This is a genomic window from Enterovibrio norvegicus (genome assembly GCF_002876705.1).
Classification (GTDB): Bacteria; Pseudomonadota; Gammaproteobacteria; order Enterobacterales; family Vibrionaceae; genus Enterovibrio; species Enterovibrio norvegicus_B.
Genome location: NZ_MDAG01000014.1, coordinates 95489 through 115544, shown reverse-complemented (window position 1 = coordinate 115544; position 20056 = coordinate 95489). Strand labels below are relative to the sequence as shown.

Genomic DNA, 20056 nt, shown 5'->3' with positions numbered 1-20056 from the left:
CGTGATAGTCCGCCTGCTCTCATGCTTTTTAGTGCTGCAACTGGCTGGTTGCGGGGTGCTCGGTGGTTCTGACGAACCTCAAGATCAGCCTACAACGGTCACCTTCAGTATGGTGGCTACCGAGCAAGTAAACCCAAACATTAGTGGTGATGCTACGCCTGTAGAGATTCAGGTGTTTGAGTTAGAAGACGACTCAATGTTCTTGTCTGGTGATTTCGAACAGCTTTCGGATGATGCCGAAGAGGCACTAAAAAGTAATTACATTGACCACCGCGACTATGTGTTGGTACCGGGACAATTCAAGTTCATCGATCCCTTTGAGATCGAAGAGGATACCCGCTACATCGCCATCATGGCGCGTTTTTCCGACCCTGATAACAGCGATTGGAAAAAGGTCATCAAGATCATTCCTGTGGGTAGGCAGTATCACTTGCTGATGCACCTCGACAAGAACGACGTACTACTCGACAAAGTGGAATAAAGGATGTCATCGAGAAACCGGGTTGTTTGGAACGAAGGGCTGTTCGTTAAGCCACAGCATTTTCAGCAGCAACAACGCAACATGGAATATCAGCTAGATGAACGTATGTCAGCGGTTAGCCGCTATTTGTACGGCATCACTGAAATGACGCTTAATGCGGAATACCTGAGCTTCGGACGCATTGCACTTGATAGTGCATCTGGCGTGATGCCAGACGGTACCGTCTTTCGCATTCCTCAAGAAGACATGCAGCCAGAAGCATTGGAAGTTGCTGACAGTTCGTTGGCTAACCAAATTGTGTATCTCGCTATCCCGCTTCGCAGTGATTCGATCACCGAAGTGACGTGGCCTGAAGCTGCAGGGTCGGGGCGTTACCAATCGTACAGTCAGGAAATTCGTGACATTCACACCTACCAAGGTGACATGGCACCGATTGATGTCAGCCCTGTTTGTTTGCGCTTGATGCTTGAGAAAGAGGATCGCAGTGCGTATGCCTCTATTGCTATTGCACGTGTGTTAGAAAAACGCCCAGATGGCAGCGTGTTGTTGGATGACACTTTCCTCCCTTGTCACCTCAACGTCAGCGCCGTGTCTGTGTTGCACCGCTTCATTGGTGAAATGGCGGGCTTGATGCGTGAACGCGCCAAGAACATTTCTCAACGTATTGGCGCGCCGAGCCAAGGTGGTGTGGCGGATGTGTCTGATTTCATGTTGTTGCAATCGCTTAACCGCATGCAGCCACAGCTTCAGCATTTATCTCGTCTACGCAGTTTGCACCCAGAGCGCCTGTATGAAGCCTTGTCTTCTATGTGTGGCGAGCTGGCAACCTTTACGGATGAAAGCCGCATGGCGCCGGAGTTTGGCAGTTACCAACACGATGCTCCGGTGGAGTCGTTCCGTCCTGTGATGACGCGTCTACGCCAATCGTTGAGCATCGTCCTAGAGCCTCGCGCTGTTTCTATCCAACTGCATCAACGCAAGTACGGCCTTATGGTTGCGCCGCTTCAAGATCCATCATTGGTTCGCGATGCTGACTTCATCATTGCCGTTCGTGCACGCATGCCGATGGACGAATTGCGTAAGCTCTTCGTGCAGCAAACCAAAGTGGCCTCTGTGGAGAAAATCCGCGAGCTTATTTCACTGCAATTGCCGGGCATTCCAATTTCGCCATTGCCAGTGGCACCACGTCAATTGCCGTACCACGCGGGTTACACCTACTACCAACTGGATAAGACCAGCCAAGCGTGGTCAATGCTCGCCAACGCAAGTGGATTTGCGTTCCATGTGGCAGGGCACTTCCCAGATATTGACCTGCAGTTCTGGGCAATAAGGAGTTAGTCATGGCGGAAATGTACATAGATACACCGAACCGCGAACGTCACTACGATGATTTGTTGTTTGATGAAGCAGCCAACATCGATGCGGATCAGGATTACTGGTTCAAACTTCGTGGCGACAACATCAATCCATTGATTGATGCTGCCACTCCCTTGCTGGGCATGGCTTTGCGTGTGCGCAAGCTCACCGAATGCCACAACGTGGATGTGATCTACAAGCAAGCGGTTGAAGAAGTGAAAGCCATCGAAGTGGAGTTGAGCGAGCAAGGTTATGACCATGCCGTGATCTTGGCGTATCGCTATGTGCTTTGTTCGTTTGTTGATGAAGCCATCATGAGCACCCCGTGGGGCGCAGACAGTGTGTGGGCCGAACACTCACTGCTAACACGCTTTCATAACGAGACGTGGGGTGGGGAGAAAGTCTTCACCATTTTGTCTCGATTAGAAAACGAGCCAGAGCGTTATAAATCGCTGCTCGAATTCATTTTCCTTTGTCTCACGCTGGGCTTTGAAGGCCGCTATAAGGTGATGGAAAAAGGGCGCGAAGAATACGAAAAAGTGATCATCAAGCTGCATCAAATTTTGCGTCAGCTAGATGACCAAGAACCGCTCGCGCTAACCAGTGCTGCCGACAATGTGGTGTCGACGAAATATCGACTGTCGAAGCAAATGCCTGTCTGGACGATTTTTGCGGGTTTCGTGACCGGCCTTGTCGTCATTTTCATTGCTTATTCCATTGCGCTCAACAACAAGTCTTCGAGCGTGCTAGAGCAACTTAATCAAATTCTTCAATAACAGGTGAACCAGTGATCCGCATTGAACTTCACACGCTAATTGGCAAGCTAAACCCACAAACCAAACTGGCTTTGGAACAGGCGGGTGCGTTGAGCATCAGTCGCCAAAATCCAGAGGTGACGTTCGAGCACTTGCTCTTTTCTTTGCTCGAAAATCCGCTTTCAGACATTCGTGTGCTGCTAAAAAGCGCAGGGCTTGACCATTCTCAAATTCGTCAAATGACGGGCGATGCACTTAGCCGCGAAACGCAGCTAGAAACCACGCCATCATTTTCTCCGCTGTTGGTTGAACTGCTTCAAGATGCATGGCTATTAGGATCAACAGATCTTGGCCACAACGAAATCCGCTCTGGCGTGATTTTCCTCGCCGCCTTGATGCGTCCTGATCGCTATTTGCCGATGAACCTGATTCGCCAGCTTGATTCAGTGAATCGCGAAACCATGAAAAAACATTTTGCGCGCTTAACAGAAGAGTCATCAGAAACCGCAGTGGCTTCGTCCTCAAAGGGCAATGCCTCGCCTGTGCCGAATGAAGCAGATACGGCGCTAGGTCGTTTTTGTACCAATTATTCCATCATGGCCAAAAATGGCGAGCTAGACCCTGTTTTGTGTCGTGATGACGAAATCAATCTGATGATCGACATCCTATGCCGTCGCCGTAAAAACAACCCGATTGTTGTGGGTGATGCGGGTGTAGGTAAAAGCGCCATGGTTGAAGGTTTGGCGCAACGTATCGTGGATGGCAATGTGCCGGATTCATTAAAAGGCATCGATGTGATGTCGTTGGATCTGGGTTTATTGCAGGCCGGCGCGTCGGTGAAAGGCGAGTTTGAAAAACGCCTGAAAGCCATCATTGAAGAGGTAAAAACATCACCCATTCCTATCATTCTGTTCATTGATGAAGCTCACACCATGATCGGTGCTGGCGCTCAGGAAGGGGGCGGTGATGCTGCGAATCTCCTTAAACCTGCACTTGCCCGTGGTGAACTGCGTACCGTCGCTGCAACCACATGGAAAGAATACAAAAAGTACTTCGAGAAAGATCCCGCGTTGAGCCGCCGTTTCCAATTGGTGAAATTGGATGAGCCAACGGTTGATCAAGCGGTCGATATCATGCGCGGACTGCACGGCGTTTACGAAAATGCCCACAAAGTGCTGATCAGTGATGATGCGCTGGTGGCTGCCGCTGAATTGTCTGAGCGCTATGTCTCGGGTCGCCAACTGCCAGATAAAGCGATTGATGTGTTAGATACCGCCTGTGCGCGTATCGCCATCAATTTGAGTGCGCCACCGCGTCGCTTGGCTGAGCTTGAAACCAAAACCATTCAGCGTCAGCGCCAAATCGACATGCTAAACCGCGAAGTGCAATTGGGTCATGACATCGACGACGAATTGTTGGCGAAATTAGAAGCCGATGAAAACGTTGATTTGGAAGAACAAGCCGCATTGCGCGAAGCCTGGAGCACACAACAAACGCTGATTGCCGACATCATTGAAAAACGTCAGCAAGTATTGGCGAAGCCTCAAGCCGCTGAAGAAGGCGAAGAGCCTGTTGAAGCGCTGACAGAAGACGAGAAAGCAGAACTGCGCACCGAGCTGAAAGCACTGTATGCAGAACTTGCGGCCATTCCGCATGATGAGCGTTTGGTTCACCCACATGTGGATGCACAGCAGATTGCAGAAGTGATCGGTGATTGGACTGGCGTACCGGTTGATCAAATGAATACCGATGAACTGAGCCGTATTACGCACCTTCCTGATCTGCTTGGCGCGCAAATAAAAGGTCAAGACGTGGCGATCGAATGCATTCACCGTCACTTGCTGACCGCGCGCGCAGATTTGCGTCGTCCAGGTCGTCCAAAAGGGGCATTCCTGCTTGCAGGGCCGAGTGGTGTCGGTAAAACCGAAACCGTGGTGCAGTTGGCAGAGATGCTTTACGGCGGCAAACAATTCCTGACCACGATCAACATGTCGGAATACCAAGAGAAACACACAGTGTCTCGCTTGATTGGGTCTCCTCCGGGCTATGTCGGTTATGGCGAAGGCGGCATTTTGACAGAATCAATCCGTAAAATGCCTTACTCGATTGTGCTGTTGGATGAAGTGGAAAAAGCCCACCCAGAAGTGTTGAACCTTTTCTACCAAGCGTTTGATAAAGGCGAATTGGCAGACTGTGAAGGCCGTGTGATCGATTGCCAAAACGTGGTGTTCTTCCTCACGTCTAACTTGGGTTACCAAACCATTGTTGACTACGCAGAGCAGCCCGAGTTGCTTGAAGAAAAACTGTACCCAGAATTGGCTGCATTCTTCAAGCCTGCATTGCTCGCGCGTATGGAAATTGTGCCGTACTTGCCACTGAATGGCGACACGCTCAAAGCCATCATTGCAGGCAAGTTGAAGCGTCTAGTGAATGTGTTTGAGCAACGTTATAAAGCCGAAACGGAAATTGATGATGCCTTGATTGGTGAGATTTCTCGCCGTGCTACGCGCTCGGAAAATGGTGCGCGTATGTTGGAAGCCATCATCGAAGGGCAGCTCTTGCCACCGGTTTCTCTGGCGCTACTCAACAAACTTGCGGCGCGTGAGCCTGTGACTCGCGTGTATCTGACTGCCAAAGACGGGCAGTTTGTTAGCGAGGTGGAGTAATCCATGAGCGATTGGCTTTCATTAGCAGTGTCTTTGACCAATACCCGCGATCAATCTGATCTCACGAGCACTTTCGTGAATGAGATTGAGGAGTCGCTGGGTGTGTCACGTGCTTGGGTGATGTTCCCAAGTGCGCAAGGACGCTCGCTGAGTGTGACGCAAGACGGGAACACGTTTGAATGGAAAGTCGATGATTTCACCCATCCGTTTGCACATGTGCTTCAGTCAGCGTCACCGATGCTGCTCGATCCATCCAAGCTCAATTACTGGTTAGAAAATGACGACTTTGTGGCCCTTATGTCGGCACGCAAACGTGGTGAGAATGTACTCATTATGCCGCTGCCGCCGGGTGTTAAGAAGGTGAAAGCCATCTTGATGCTAACAGGCCCATCGTCGGTACTTAGCCAGCTGTTGGCTGACAAACAATGGCAACAACTCTGTGAGATCTATATCAATCAAAGCCAGATGGTGGCGGAATTAGGTAAAGAACATCGCCAAATTTCTGCGCTTAGCTCGTCTATTGCGGCAATTCGCCGTGACGAGAAAAAGCGCGAGAAAGCGTACGAATTGAAAAGCGTCTTGATTGGGGAAAGTTCACCCATGCAAAAGATGCGAGACAAGGTTGTTACAGCGGCGCAGTCCTTACTCAATGTGTTGGTCTGTGGTGACACAGGCACGGGCAAAGAGTTGGTGGCGCGTGCGGTTCATGAGTTGTCTGACCGTCGGACCAAACCTTTTGTGGCCATTAACTGTGCAGCCATTCCAGACACCTTGTTGGAGAGTGAGCTCTTTGGTCATGTGAAAGGTGCGTTCTCTGGCGCAGACCGCGCCAAAAGTGGTCTGTTGTTAGACGCCGATGGCGGCACCTTGTTCCTTGATGAAATCGGCGATATGCCGTTGTCACTGCAAGCCAAATTGCTGCGCGTACTTGAAACACGCTCATTCCGTCCTGTGGGTGGTTCCCAAGAAATTAATGTGGATTTTCGTCTGGTAGCGGCTACCCATGTCGCGTTACCCACCCGCGTAGAGCAGGGCGAGTTTCGCCGTGATTTGTACTACCGACTCAATCAATTTCCTATTCTTGTGCCGTCGTTAGTGGAGCGTCTTGAAGACATTCCTGAATTGAGCCGTCATTTTATCGCGGAATATAACACGCGCTCAGGGGTGAACATTGCAGGTCTGCGTTATGCAGCGTTGGATTTGCTGAATCGCCATGCTTTTCAAGGCAATGTGAGAGAACTGCGTAACTTGATTGAGTATGGCTGTGCAGTCACGGCCAGTGACGAAGAAATTCTGCCTGCTGCCTTGAATGAACGTCTCAATGAGCAGCCTGAGTTCAATATGACGGGTGCGCTCGCCAGCAATGATGATGTGGTCACGGACAGCTACATTGGCGTGGATTTATCCAACATCGATAACCTTAAAAATGCCGTGCAAGATTTTGAAGTGAACGTGATCCGTTCACGATTGACGGTGTTTGATGGTGACCGCACGAAAGCAGCGGAAAGCTTGGGTTTGCCTAAGCGAACGCTGGCGCACAAGTGCTTAAAAATGGAGATTGATTGACCATGAAGCGAAGCGGTTCCTTGAATGTTGGATTGCTGATTGGCACCACAATGCTCAGTTGTGCAGGGTTGAACCCAGTTTGGGCAGACACTGCAACTGAAAACGCAAATGGGCGATCTGATGCGTCACTGGTGAGCCAGGCGCAAACGTGTGCAGCGATTCCCACGCGACTTGAACGATTGGCGTGCTTTGATGGGGTATTCAATACCCCCCTTGATGCTGACAACAAACAGACCATTGCGAACATTAAACCAGAAGCTTATCAACGCGCTCATGCAAGTGAAGCGGCGCGCGGTGAAGATGAACAAGGCTTTGTTGTGCGTTATTCCGATCCAGAAGACCTCACCAAAGGCATTTGGATGACAGCAACGGCCATTCCTGATCGCGGACAGCAGCGTGAAGACATGCCGATTTTGATGCTGAGTTGCATCGACAGTATCAGCCGTATGGAGTTGGTGCTCCCTACGACCACATCGGCGGGTAAAGCCACGATATTGGTATCAGGCAGTTTTGCAGTGACAGACCGATGGTTAAGCGACGACAGTGGCACCATCATGCATGCAGGGCGCGGTATTCCAGCCATCAATGTGATGAAGGCATTGATGTCGAGTTCAGGCTCGGTGTTGCGTTCTGAATTGGATGAGATTGGTAACCTGACGTTTGACACCGAAGGGTTGACGTCTGCGATTCGTCCTATGCGCAGCACCTGTCGTTGGTAGGGGGGAATATGGATATTCAAACCTATCGCCAACGCGCTGCAAAACCTATTGAGGGAAGCAACCCTGTCGGAGAGCGACTTCATGATGATGCGCTGCTGGATTTTGTCGAAGGACAAATGATGAAGGTAGGGTCATTGTCTCACGGCGACGTGCAGTGGGCAGAAGCCGAGCAAAGCGCGCTCAAGCTGATGGAGACCCATACCAAGGATCTCAAACTGCTGACGCACCTTTTACAGTGTTTGCAGTATCAAGCGTCCCCTGAGCGATTCACGTTGTCCCTTTATGTGTTGGCAGATTTTGTCGCTCAGTATTGGGAGACGTGTCATCCCGCACCGGGACCTCGTGGTGTGTTGCCACGCAGAAAATTCTATTCGCAGATTGTTCAACGAACGCTGAAGACTGCTGAGAAAATCGACGTTTCCATGTTCGATGTGGAACAAAAAACCGAACTTGAAAAAGCCTTCACAACCCTCAGTGAGGCCGCGTCTGAGAAAGATTTGCCGACCGACGGCGTGCTGGAAGTTGATGCGTTAATAAAACGACGCATGGCGTCCAATGTACCGACTGAACCGCAAACAAACGGGGCAACCTCAACAGGGCAAGGTGGCGGAAGTGCCACGCCCATTTCTGCCGCCAAACCGAATTTGGACATTGATGGCAGCTCTGACAGAGCCATCAAACAAACATTGTTAAAGGTCGCGGAGTTCGTTTCAGAACTTGATGGCGGCATTGGGTTGTCGTTAAGGCAACGTCGCTTCGCGGTGTGGTTTTCCATTACATCTGCACCTGAAGCGGAAGCTAACGGTGAAACCCAATTGATGCCAGTTTCAACGGATCGCATCGCCGAGTACGAAGAGCAACTGACACGGGGCGTCGATCATGCTTTGTGGCGTAAGGTCGAGCAAAGTGTCACGGTCGCGCCGTATTGGATTGATGGGCACTTTCTGAGCTATCGCATCGCGCTCAAGCTAGGCAATGCCGAGTGGGCGGAGGTAATTGCCAGTGAAACCCGTGCGTTTGTTCGCCGATTGCCCGTTGTACTTGATTTGCATTTTAAAGGCGGCGCGCCGTTTGTCGGTGCGGATACTCGACGGTGGCTTGAAGAGGGCGAATCGAACGGTGGCGTAAGTTCTGGCGGCGGCACTGATTGGGAAGACAAACGTAAAGAAGCCTTTGTATTGGCTGACGAAGGCGGCCTTTCTGTCGCACTCGCCATGCTGAACGACGGTTTATCAAGTGCGAAAGACCCAAGAGATCAATTTTATTGGCGCATGTTATCAGCCGATGTCATGCGTCGTCACAATCTGTCAGCCATGGCAGATCAGCAATACCGGATTTTGTTGGATCAAGCGACAACCACGTCGCTGGTGGATTGGGAGCCGTCTCTGATTCAACGGCTGGAAAATATAACAAAAACGGATTAAAAGCAGGGATCGAAAAGTATGTTCAGCAAGTTAAAAACGCTTCTAATGAAAATGCTTCCAGCGCTAAAGGCCTCGCTGCCGATTTTGCTGGTCGCCATTTTTGTGCTGCTAAATGTGGCGATTTGGTGGGCGGGTCCTTGGCTCACGATTGACGAGAGCAAGCCGTTATCATCTGTTTCAGCGCGTGTTATCACCAGTGTGATCTTCTCTCTTGCCTGGTTGGCATTGTGGGGCTTTATTCAGTGGCGCAAGCTCAAGGGTTACCATGCCGAGCAAATTCGCGAACAGCGCCTTCAAGAAGATCCAATTAAACGCTTCGAGGAGCGCCAAGAGTCTGAACTCAATCAGGTAATGTCGGCGCTTCACAAAAGTCTCAATAAACGCAATTACTTGTACGCGCTACCTTGGTATTTGGTACTGGGCCCTGAGAATGCGGGTAAGACCAGCCTGATTAACCGTTCAGGTCAGAACTTCGTGTTCTCTTCTGTGATGCGTGCATCGGGCAAGAAAAGTGAAAACCCGTACTCCTTCGATTGGTGGATTGGTGACGACTCTGTACTTATCGACCCTGACGGTGAATTGCTGACGCAACGCGCCACGTCGAATGATGGTGAAGGGGAAATGGAGCGCCGCCTTTGGGTTCACTTTATCCAATGGCTAGAGAAAACGCGCAGTCGTCGCCCGTTGAACGGCGTTGTGATCGCGCTAGACGTTGCGAACCTTGCTACCGCGACCACCAGTGAGCGCCGTGCCTATGCAAACTTATTGCGTGCACGTCTGCGTGAATTGATGGAGACCTTGTCCACGCGTTTGCCAGTGTATGTCTCTTTAACCAAGTTGGATTTGCTTACCGGTTTTGAACCCTTCTTCCGCAATTACACTAAGGCGGAACGTGAAGAGGTGCTGGGCTTTACCTTTACACTAGATTCTGTTGACGATCTCGATAGCTGGTTAAACGAGTTTGATACTGAGTTCGGTGCGTTTGTGGATCGTGTAAATCACATTCTCCCAACCGTATTGATGCAAACATTCGATGCTGAAGATCGCACCGCGATTTATAGCTTCAGCCGTCAAATGGCGGGCTTGCACGATGTGCTCAAGCAATTCCTGCAAGATGCCTTTGGCAGTGACCAATTTTCGACCTCTGCATTGGTGCGCGGCGTTTACTTCACTTCTGTGTATCAACAGGGTGTACCGACCAACGCATTTATCGATTCAGCATCGCGCCGCTATGGCATTTCTCATGCGGTGAATACGGCGCAAAATGCGGCTAACTCCACCATTTACTTCACACAGCGTCTATTCAGCAAGGTGATCTACCCGGAAGCAGGCTTGGCGTCAGATAACTTTCGCGTGGCGAAAACCAAACGCCGTGTGATGATCTTATCTGTTGTGGCGTGTTCCATTGCTTCTCTGTTGTTGATCGGTTCTTGGCATCAGTATTACCTGAAAAACGTCAAACAAGCGGACGCTGTTTTGACCAAGGTAAATGACTACCAAGAGGACTTTGATGCGGAATTGGGCATGGACAGCGGTCTCGATATTCTTGCGCCGCTGGACACCATTCGTCAGGCAACGTTGGAATTTGGTTTCTTCCGTGAAAAACCTGAATTGGTCTCTGATCTTGGCTTATACCAAGGCCATGTGATTGGTCCTGAAGTTGAGCGCACGTATTTGAGCTTGCTGGAAGACCAATATCTACCAGCACTTTTGAAAATGGCAGCGGCAGACGTTGCGGGTGCAGAAACGGAAGAGCAGCAGCTTGGTTCGTTACGTGTATTCAGAATGATGACGGATGACAAAGGCCGTTATCAGGACATGGTACAAAACTATTTTGCCGCTAAATGGCAGGAAATGTACCCTGGTGATCGTCAAACGCAAGAGCGCTTGATGCAGCACTTAGACTATGCGATGGAGCACACTGACCTGCAGGGTTTGCGTGCAGAAGGTGACGAGCGCGCAGAGGAAATTCTGAAGCCGTATGACCGTCTGATTGATAACACCCAGCAGTCGCTCAGCCGTATGCCGATCGACCAACGTGTATACCGTAACTTGAAGCAAGCATCTGCATCGGTTCTTGGCTCTCCGGTTGACCTCGCAACATCGATTGGTCCTGTTTTTGATGTGGTGTTCGCACAGCGCATTGAAGACAGCGAAAACCTGATGATCCCTCGTATGCTGACCAAGAAAGGCTTTGAAGGTTACTTCATCCCTGAATCTGATTCAGTGTCTGAATTGGCGCTGGTGGACAGTTGGGTATTGGGGCAAACCGAATCGATTGATTTCTCAGACGAAGACAAGCGTGTACTGCGAGACAAAATCCGTAGCCAATATGTGGCGGATTACTCCGATAGCTGGCGTCGTGCGATGAACGACATCGATATCAAGTACTTCCAAGACATCCACAACGCAGTTTTGGTGTTAGAAAGCATCACGGGTAACAACCAACCGTTACACCGCTTATTGGAAGAAGTGACGGACAATACCAAGTTGTTCCCTGCATTGCCTGAAAATGACACCGCGCGTGAAGAATTAGTGAAATCACCGCGTTACCGTGTTGCAGCGCTTGTCGATAACCAATTTGCTGAATTGAATGGTCTCGCGACTACCGAAGAAGGCAAGCCTATTTATTTGGATGAAGTAATTGATTCTGTCACCCAGTTATTGGCGTACATGAAATCAATTAACGATGCACCAGATGTGGGTAAAGCCGCGTTGGAAGCGACCAAATCACGTTTAACACTTAACAGTGCTGACCCGATTTACGTGCTTGAACGCATCGCAGCGGGCATGCCTCAGCCATACGACAACATGTTGAAGAAACTGGCAGAAGAAAGCTGGTATGTGATCAAGCAAGAAGCCATTCGCTACTTAGAAGTGCTTTGGGCGGAAGATGTGTATTCACAATTCCAAACGAAACTGGCATCGCGTTACCCGTTTAACCCTGCATCATCAAAAGACGTGGCACTGGAAGATTTTGAAGCCTTCTTTGCGCCAAACGGTATTTTGACCAGCTTCTATGAAAACAACTTGCGCATGTTCTTGGAAGAAGCGGGCGAGCTGAATTCTGGTGCGGACAACAAATCATTGATCCGTAGAGATGTGCTGAGTCAGCTTGATGCTGCTGAAGCCATTCAAAGCGCATTCTTTAACCGTAAAGGTGTGTTGGATGTTGAATTCACGCTAGAGCCTGTTGAACTGAGTGCTAACAAGCGTCGCTCAGTCATTAACGTCGATGGTCAATATGTGGAATACAGCCATGGTCCACGTAAGAATGTGGGTCTGATTTGGCCAAATACGTTACGTGATTCAGCGATCAGTAAAGTGACACTCGTACCTTCTCGTACTAATCGTTCTCCGCGTAGTATTTCCATTCAAGGGCCGTGGGCATTCTTCCGTTTGCTTGAAGAAGCAGAAGTCGTGGGCTCAACAGCAACCAGCGTGGATTATCGTTTTAACATCGACCGTGGCAATGTGTTGTACCGCTTGCACTCAGAGGCTGACAGCAACCCGTTCACCGCGTCGATCTTCAAAGGCTTTAAACTCTCTCGCACGTTGTATTAACGGTGATGACATTCATGCACCACAAGGACACTGATTGAGCAATGCAAGGGCTGTATGCAGATATCGAGGGCTTGAAGCCGGCGGGAGATACTTCCCGCCTACGAGATTCGTCTGATTATCAGAAAATCCGTAGCGAAATTAACCGTAGGTTCAACCCGCTCGCCGGTCTCACTGACTGGGAAAAAGTAAGAACCCTTTGCGAGAAAGTCGCTCAAGAGGAAGGGGTCGACCTATTGGTCGCCATTTATTACACCGTTGCTGCGATGAAAACCCGTGGTTTGGCTGGTATGGCGAATGGGCTAGAACTTCAAGTCTCCGTGCTAGGCACGGGACATGAAGACAACGACATGCCAGCGGCGCGCCGTCTTGAGCTGTACCGCTGGATGTTGGGTCGCATTGGCGAAGAAGTGCGCGCGATGCGCCCCGAACAAGGGCAAATCCGCGAGCTTTATCGCTGCGAACGATCGCTGCAAGCCATCGATGCTTATTTGTCTAAGCAAAACGGTACAAAGGTCGATGATCTTGACGCGTTAGGCTTTACGATTTTTGAGCATATCGATCGCTTGGAAAGCCGCAGTGCTTCGCGCGCACCCGCAATGCCTGTCGAAGTGGAAGTGAAAAAGCAAAACGTCAACGCGTTGATCTTTTTCGTCGGCTTAACGGTGGGGGCGGTGGCGATTTATTTGCTACTTCAACTTCAGGGTACGCGACCGAACCCGACGACTCAGCTTACCACTGCGTTACCTGAGCCTAAAATCATCACGCTAGAAGAAGCGCAACAGATTCATCAAGAGTTTGGCACTGAGGCGCTATCGTCTCATCGAGAGCGATTGCTGACAGCGTACACGGACAAAGTGTCCGTACTCACTGCAAGTACATCAGGTGACAATTTGTTGGAAGGGATTGAGTTGGCGAATAGCTTGGCGTATGTCTTCCCTGAAGCGCCTGAAGTGACCTTGATGAATAAAAATCTCCAGGATTGGCAGGAGGGATTATTGGCGGAGGTAGAGGAACTCAAGCAGCGTTTTGTGACGGCAAGAACGCGGGCCGCTAATTTGAGCCTATCAGCCAAAAATGGCAACTTCTCTCAAGTTGAAGCGCTTGCAACCGGGCTTGAAAATTACGCCATCAGCTTATCTCCATTAATAGGGCGACTGACGTTTGTTGAACAGCAAATAGCAGAAGGGAATTTGGAAAGGGCGAAACAAGAACTCGCACTTTTGGATGCCGATTTGAAGGCGATAACATTGGAAAAGGCGTTGTTAGAACGAGAAATCGAAGCGAGTGATGCCGAGCCAGAAAGCTAATGTGTATAGATGCTAAGTCTTGCTGATAAGCAATTTAGTCATTCGCACTTTTTAAACCGTCATTTCATGGCGGTTTTTTTGTTATTAACGATATTAAATTCATAAATAACAGGAGGTTGCTCTCAGTTGTTCTCTGATGAAACAGGTGTTTTTTCATGTTATGTATGAGGGCGTATTCATAAGTGAGAATGAGTGAAACCCAAATGCATTATTCGAACTACGAATGTGATCAAGGTACACCTTCGCAATGTTAAAGGTTGTTTTATAGAACTGTTGTGGCATAAAACGAAAAGAAAGCGCTTTCTTTTCAATTTAAAGAACGCGTTTAGCTCCAAAATTGGGTAAATAAATAAGCGCTTTGAAATTAACACACTGATAAATCATCATTTTTAGTACCAATAAAATCGCGAAGAGATGGAAAACCACGGAGAGTCGCGATTCACACTAAGTCCATAGGGAGTGGGAAAGTGTCAAATATCTACAAAACAGGATCTGCATACCAATTTGAGCGTGAAGGTGTCAGTGCTCTGCGAGCGCAGACGCGTGATCTTGTTGACAACAAAATTCATGGCTTGTCGTTTAGCCCATACATCGACGGTCAAGGCCCAGGTACTGAAATCAGTGATGAGCAAATTCGCGAGCGTTTGGAGATTATCCGTCCGTATGTGAATTGGGTTCGTTCATTTTCTTGTACGGAGGGCCATCAAAACATTCCTAGAATCGCCCGTGAACATGGATTGAAAACCATGGTTGGCGTTTGGATTGATGGCGACAAAGAAAAGAACGAAATCGAATTGGCCAATGCCATCGAAATCGCGCAGCAAGGCTATGTGGATGTGCTTGCTGTGGGTAACGAAGTCATGCTTCGTGGTGAACTGACAGAAGATGAGTTGGTGGACTACATCAACCGCGCTAAAGCAGCGTGCCCGAATGTGGAAGTGGGATACGTAGATGCGTACTTCCTGTTTGAAAATTACCCACGTGTGGCTGATGCCTGCCAGGTGATCTGCACGAACTGCTATCCATTCTGGGAAGGCTGTCCTGTTGATTATGCGGTTCCTTACATGAAAGAAATGTATCGCCGTGCACAAGCTGCCGGCAAGGGCAAGCGTGTGATCGTTTCTGAAACGGGCTGGCCAGATCAAGGTGTTGCCGAGCGTGGCGCTGTGCCATCAGAAGAAAATGCGTTGCAGTACTTCATCGACACGTGTAAGTGGGCGAAAGAAGACGATATTGAGGTCATCTACTTCTCATCCTTTGACGAGGCTTGGAAAGTAGAAGACGAAGGTGCCGTAGGTGCTTACTGGGGGCTGTGGGATAAAGACGGGAATTTCAAATATACCGAGTAACTCGGGTACGTTGGTCTCCCATAGCCACATCAAAAGACACGGGAGCATGTTTTACTTTCCCGTGTCTTATAAAAAGAGAAAGGAAATAAGTTCATGGAACTGAGAAACGCCATTTGTTATTCAGGGTACCGAGAAGGCCAAAATCCCCGCGAAGGGATTTATCCAAGTTATGACGAAGTCAAAGAAGACCTTCAGATTTTGTCAAAAAACTGGGGCGCACTCCGACTCTATGATTGCAGCCATCACGCAAGATTGGTGCTGGATGTTATCGAGAACGAAGGAATGGATTTCAAAGTGATGCTCGGCGCGGACGTTGCTGCTGAAATGAATAACCCTGGGTGCCCGTGGGGCGCACAATTCAGTGAGGAAGAACTCGCTGCTAATCGTCAGAAAAACAGCGAAGAAATTGATCGCTTGATCGCGTTGGCAAATGAGTATCCAAACAGTGTGGGTTATGTCTCTGTGGGTAACGAAGCGAGTGTTGAGTGGACGGATCATCTGATCTCAGTTGAAAAGCTGGTTGAACACGTTGAGCGCGTTAAGAGTGCAATTTCACAGCCAGTAACATTCTGTGAAAACTATGTACCATGGACCTACAAGTTAGGTGCATTGGCGGAAGCGTTAGACTTCATCTCTGTTCACACGTACCCAATCTGGGAATACAAGACGATTGATGAAGCGCTCGAATACACCAAACAAAACTACTACGCAGTAAGAGATTGCAATCCAGGTAAGCCTGTTGTGATCACCGAAGCTGGTTGGGCTACCGCCTCAAACGGTCGTGGTATTGAAGCATGGAATGCTAACCAAGAGCTTCAAGCTGCATACTACGAGCAACTAATGGAATGGACGCGTGCAGAAAACATTCTAACCTTTGTTTTCGAAGCGTTTGATGAACCTTGGAAAGGCGATTCACACCCAGAAGAGCCAGAGAAACACTGGGGCTTGTTTAAGGTAGATCGCACACCAAAATTGGTGATGCAGTCGTTGTATGGCGAAGTTGAGCCTGCGTAAGCATGGACATGCACCGTTGACTGAATAAGTCAGTGCCAAACAACGAAAAAGGGCGACGTTAAGTCGCCCTTTCTACGTTTTATGAACATGAAGATAGATACATTCTTCATCTTTTTGTAGTAAAACTGCAGCAATATAATAGGTCGAATAGATGAAAGCGTGATCAATCGGTATTCAATGTCGTTTGATCCCGCTGTTAGCAAAACAAGTTTGTTGATTTAGGGAAAGAATATGACACATCCAACATGGGAACTGCCTGTCGAAAAAGGCGCATTGATCCTGACACCTTGTCCGGGAACAAAAGGCGAAGGGCTAACGGAAAGTCTTGAGCAATTGCAACGTCAAGGCGCAACCGTCATCGTTACCGCGATTAACCATGAAGAAATGGCTGATAAAAACGTCGCCGCACTGGGTGAAGAAACCCAGCGTTTGGGCATGCAGTGGTTCCATGTGCCTATTGAAGATGATTGTGCGCCTGCAGAAGATTTTCAAAACAACTGGAAGGCGAGCCGCGAGGCACTTCATCAAGCTATAGAAAATGGTAACAAAGTTGTGATGCACTGCATGGGAGGTTCAGGCCGCACGGGATTGCTTGCTGCGCACTTGCTTCTTGAACGTAACTGGACGCTTGAAGAGATTGTTCGCGACGTTCAAGCACTTCGCCCTGGTGCATTTACCAAACCGCTTCAAGTGGAATACATTGGGAGACTTGTTGACTAGTTCTTACGGTAGCGTATGAACCATGCGCTACTTTCTTACTCACAAGTCACTATCGTTAAGAGATGTGGCTTATTTGTAGCTTTAAAAGATATCTTTCGAATCTTGAGCCGAGATCTTCCACAAAATCTAATCATAAGCCAACTCATTCTTGTTCTTTATCCGCATACTCTTACATTTTGCCTAAGGTTGCTCTAACTTCTAAAACCTTGGAATTATGTCATATGTCATTTCATAGTAGATCCGTGACAGACGTTGAGCTGAAAGGGTAGTATCACCCTAGATCTTGACAGTTATCCCCCGTCTTTTTTGTCAATCTCTATCAATCGCTGCCGTCCATTATCTTTGTCCTTTCATTTAGTTGGTTTAAAGCCTCTAGAGGATTAAGTACTAAGCCAATTTTTCTTTGTTGCCTATTCTCTACATCGGTGTCAATTGACACATAGGAGTATCTTATTAGCAGACATTAATAGTTAGAGAGAAACAGACCTACTTTTGTTTGCACATATTGTGTTTTATCCATGCTTGAATAAGCTCTATTCCTGCTAGAGCAAAGGTGTTTTAGTGGTTGTATGGGATTATCTTTCACTCCACTTTTTACATATTCTGAACTGCCATCAGATCACAGCATCTTAAAAAGTCAAAAAATATACTTGGATGAGATTTATGATTTGGTGAGTTAGGTGAAGGTGAGTTAGCTATTTTAAGCCCTAAAAGCAGCGTGATATTTCGATTCTTGTTTACACAACACATTGTTGTCACATTTGTTAATAACAGCATCTTGTTATTTCAGGATTTATCCTTTTTTTTATTAGATATTTGAATTTATATTTTAAATATCTGTATTTTCTTGGGTTTATTACCTGTCTATAAAAAGTGATGTTATTTTTATTCGATCTGAGTGATTGCTATTGACCTTATTAACATTTATTTATTGATATGGGTCGAAATAATTTGCTTTTTGGTTTGTTTTTTTCTTGTTTTTTTTTGACGTTTAACTTCATTTGTGTGTTTTAATTTAAAAAAATGCGACTAAGTTATTATTATAATGTTTGTAATTTTATGTAAGTACGAGTGGATGTTAATTTTTAAAATGTTTGGATTAATGAGTGGTCGATTCTAATAATGTGTAAGTTTAACTGGATAATACGTAGAACAATTACCCTTGTATTTTTAGGGTTATTATTGGTTATACCATTAGGCTGTCAGTCAACTCAACCACCTCAGTGGTATACAGATAATAGTAATGTAAAAAATACAAAGTATATTTATGCACTAGGGGAGGGGAGAAGCTTATCTGCTGCAAAAATAGCAGCAATTAGCGACATTAACTCTCAGTTATGGACACAGGTTGACTCGAGTTTTTCTATGAATGATGTTTATAGAAAGATAAATGAAAATTCGGCATATCATGAGAGTGTAAATAGGAAAGTTAATGCAAAAAGTGCTCAAGTTACTTTTACTGGTGTGGAGTATGTTGAGTCTGATAAAAACGATTTTTCTTATTATGTTAAAGCCAGAATTGAACGAGAAAAGGTCAAGTCACAACTATTGTTAGGGGTTGGTGAAATTGAAAGTGTGGCAAAATCAAAAATAGAAAACCTTGCTCACCAAGATAAGCTAACATGGTGGCTGGACAATCAAGGAATTGAGAATAAGCGTAAGGATCTGTATGTTCACCTCGCAATACTTGCGTCATTAGATAATGATTATAAGTATGAAATTAAGTACTTACCAAAATTAGTCGATGAGATTTCAGAAGTGAAATCTGGCCTTCTCCTGCTTATTAGACAAGATAAAAAAGACAGAAAAAGTGCAAATTTTGTGTCAGAGAAATTATCAGGAGAAGGTATCGCTACAACGAAAAAACTATCGAGAAGAACAACACATGTGTTGGATATGGAGTCGGAGTATCGTCGTGGAATTGTAGGTGATGCTTATATCACAACAAAATTGACGAATTTGATTGTTAAGGATAAGTCAGGGAAAGTCCTATCTAGAAACGAAGTTATCTCTACAGGAAATTCATTGACTAATTATTATCTGTCACAGGAAGGTGCTGAACGGCATTTTTCTGAGCTACTCGAAGAAGCAGGGATTTGGAATGCTTTTGGGTTATAACTATAGTTTAAAGGGAATTATTTAGTGTTTAATAAAAAGTTGACTGCAGTCGCACTATCAATGGTATTAACAGGATGTATGACAGTAGCAGAGCTATGTCCGCCAGATACAAAAATTGAAATGGAGACCGCGGGTATACCTGCTAAAACTTCTGATGAGAGGACCGTAATAGTTTTACCTGTTGATATGGAGTTTGAAGATGTAGCAAAAAGTCGATTGCAAGCTGTTCTTCGTAATGATTTGGAATCAGTGATTGCAGGTACAGGCGCAAAGCTAGTTGACCGAAAATCGGCAGAAAAACTTAAAGGCGAAATTAAATTAGCAGAACAAAGCGGTCGTTATAATAAATCAGGTGTACCGATTGCTGATATAGCTGTGATTACTGAAGTAACTGCAAGTAAGTTATCAAGTTCATTTTCAGAAGCATATACATACAAAAATGATGATGGTGAGACAAAATTTGTACCTGCGAAATGTCGTTTTGATACAGAAGTAAATGCTGTTGCAAAAGTAGTTACACTGCCTGATATGAGTTTAGTTAAGCGTATTGAGTTCAGTGCTAGTAAATACAACTCAACCGAAACTAGTAACTCTCGTTGTCCAATTTCAAACCAGCAATACACTGGTATGGCGAGTGAAGCAGCTGAAGATGCCGTCGCATATAATTTTGAACTGCAAAAGCTACTAGCACCGTCAGCCCCTGTAATGGAAATGCGCCAATGTGAAGCGGGTACCATGGTAAAGATTGCGATGGGTAGCAAACAAAAAATAGCGCCAAAACTAGATGTTGTTTTTTCTCAGATTTTCAAATCTGATGAAGGTGACATAGAGACTTACACACTCGGTGAAGGCTATGTAGTGAATAATGAGATGGATGCTGTAAAGCAAAATTTCTCGTGGGTAGTTATTGAAGAAGAGTTATCTTTGAAAATACGTAAAGGTGATTTGGCAAAAGTAGTACCTGAAGAGTGCCCGATCTTGAACCCAATGTGTCACCTGAACCAGTTAGGTCTATAA

14 protein-coding genes are annotated in these 20056 nt (G+C 47.1%); all 14 read left to right on the top strand.

The window, feature by feature from the left end:
* The first annotated feature begins 1 nt into the window (after window position 1).
* The 14 genes from tssJ (at window position 2) to BCT27_RS10210 (ending at window position 20056) form a co-directional block, all read left to right on the top strand.
* On the top strand, window positions 2-481 hold the full coding sequence (tssJ, locus tag BCT27_RS10275; RefSeq protein ID WP_102316971.1) for a type VI secretion system lipoprotein TssJ: 480 nt from the start codon (window positions 2-4) through the stop codon (window positions 479-481).
* A gap of 3 nt (window positions 482-484) precedes the next feature.
* Window positions 485-1819 (top strand): type VI secretion system baseplate subunit TssK, encoded by a 1335-nt coding sequence (tssK, locus tag BCT27_RS10270; RefSeq protein WP_017008359.1) that lies wholly within the window; start codon window positions 485-487, stop codon window positions 1817-1819.
* 17 nt (window positions 1820-1836) lie between these two features.
* Complete coding sequence (gene icmH / locus BCT27_RS10265; protein WP_371734790.1) at window positions 1837-2613, top strand: type IVB secretion system protein IcmH/DotU; 777 nt, start codon at window positions 1837-1839, stop codon at window positions 2611-2613.
* A gap of 11 nt (window positions 2614-2624) precedes the next feature.
* On the top strand, window positions 2625-5258 hold the full coding sequence (gene tssH / locus BCT27_RS10260; protein WP_102395744.1) for a type VI secretion system ATPase TssH: 2634 nt from the start codon (window positions 2625-2627) through the stop codon (window positions 5256-5258).
* Window positions 5259-5261: 3 nt separating this feature from the next.
* Complete coding sequence (locus BCT27_RS10255; protein ID WP_102316973.1) at window positions 5262-6824, top strand: sigma-54 interaction domain-containing protein; 1563 nt, start codon at window positions 5262-5264, stop codon at window positions 6822-6824.
* A gap of 2 nt (window positions 6825-6826) precedes the next feature.
* A complete protein-coding gene (vasI, locus tag BCT27_RS10250; protein ID WP_241908554.1) occupies window positions 6827-7543 on the top strand; it encodes a type VI secretion system-associated protein VasI in 717 nt (238 codons plus the stop codon).
* A gap of 8 nt (window positions 7544-7551) precedes the next feature.
* Window positions 7552-8967: a type VI secretion system protein TssA gene (gene tssA, locus BCT27_RS10245; protein WP_102395742.1), complete on the top strand. Its 1416-nt coding sequence runs from the start codon at window positions 7552-7554 to the stop codon at window positions 8965-8967.
* 18 nt (window positions 8968-8985) lie between these two features.
* On the top strand, window positions 8986-12531 hold the full coding sequence (tssM, locus tag BCT27_RS10240) for a type VI secretion system membrane subunit TssM (protein WP_102395741.1): 3546 nt from the start codon (window positions 8986-8988) through the stop codon (window positions 12529-12531).
* 41 nt (window positions 12532-12572) lie between these two features.
* Window positions 12573-13838, top strand: a complete 1266-nt coding sequence (locus BCT27_RS10235) for a type VI secretion system ImpA family N-terminal domain-containing protein (RefSeq protein WP_102395740.1) — start codon at window positions 12573-12575, stop codon at window positions 13836-13838.
* A 467-nt stretch (window positions 13839-14305) separates the two neighbouring features.
* On the top strand, window positions 14306-15187 hold the full coding sequence (locus tag BCT27_RS10230; protein ID WP_017009854.1) for a glycoside hydrolase family 17 protein: 882 nt from the start codon (window positions 14306-14308) through the stop codon (window positions 15185-15187).
* A 93-nt stretch (window positions 15188-15280) separates the two neighbouring features.
* Entirely contained in the window at window positions 15281-16201 is a 921-nt protein-coding gene (locus BCT27_RS10225; RefSeq protein ID WP_017009853.1) for a glycoside hydrolase family 17 protein, read from the top strand.
* A gap of 231 nt (window positions 16202-16432) precedes the next feature.
* Window positions 16433-16921, top strand: coding sequence for a cyclin-dependent kinase inhibitor 3 family protein (locus BCT27_RS10220; RefSeq protein WP_102395739.1), 489 nt, complete (start codon window positions 16433-16435; stop codon window positions 16919-16921).
* A 1122-nt stretch (window positions 16922-18043) separates the two neighbouring features.
* Window positions 18044-19039, top strand: a complete 996-nt coding sequence (locus BCT27_RS10215; RefSeq protein WP_102395738.1) for an LPP20 family lipoprotein — start codon at window positions 18044-18046, stop codon at window positions 19037-19039.
* Between the two features lie 24 nt (window positions 19040-19063).
* Window positions 19064-20056: a hypothetical protein gene (locus BCT27_RS10210; RefSeq protein ID WP_102395737.1), complete on the top strand. Its 993-nt coding sequence runs from the start codon at window positions 19064-19066 to the stop codon at window positions 20054-20056.

Bases quoted from the DNA above. Each gene is read 5' to 3' on its own strand.
- tssK (WP_017008359.1), top strand. From the start codon at position 485: ATGTCATCGAGAAACCGGGTTGTTTGGAACGAAGGGCTGTTCGTTAAG.
- BCT27_RS10255 (WP_102316973.1), top strand. From the start codon at position 5,262: ATGAGCGATTGGCTTTCATTAGCAGTGTCTTTGACCAATACCCGCGAT.
- vasI (WP_241908554.1), top strand. From the start codon at position 6,827: ATGAAGCGAAGCGGTTCCTTGAATGTTGGATTGCTGATTGGCACCACA.
- tssA (WP_102395742.1), top strand. From the start codon at position 7,552: ATGGATATTCAAACCTATCGCCAACGCGCTGCAAAACCTATTGAGGGA.
- tssM (WP_102395741.1), top strand. From the start codon at position 8,986: ATGTTCAGCAAGTTAAAAACGCTTCTAATGAAAATGCTTCCAGCGCTA.
- BCT27_RS10235 (WP_102395740.1), top strand. From the start codon at position 12,573: ATGCAAGGGCTGTATGCAGATATCGAGGGCTTGAAGCCGGCGGGAGAT.
- BCT27_RS10225 (WP_017009853.1), top strand. From the start codon at position 15,281: ATGGAACTGAGAAACGCCATTTGTTATTCAGGGTACCGAGAAGGCCAA.
- BCT27_RS10220 (WP_102395739.1), top strand. From the start codon at position 16,433: ATGACACATCCAACATGGGAACTGCCTGTCGAAAAAGGCGCATTGATC.
- BCT27_RS10215 (WP_102395738.1), top strand. From the start codon at position 18,044: ATGTGTAAGTTTAACTGGATAATACGTAGAACAATTACCCTTGTATTT.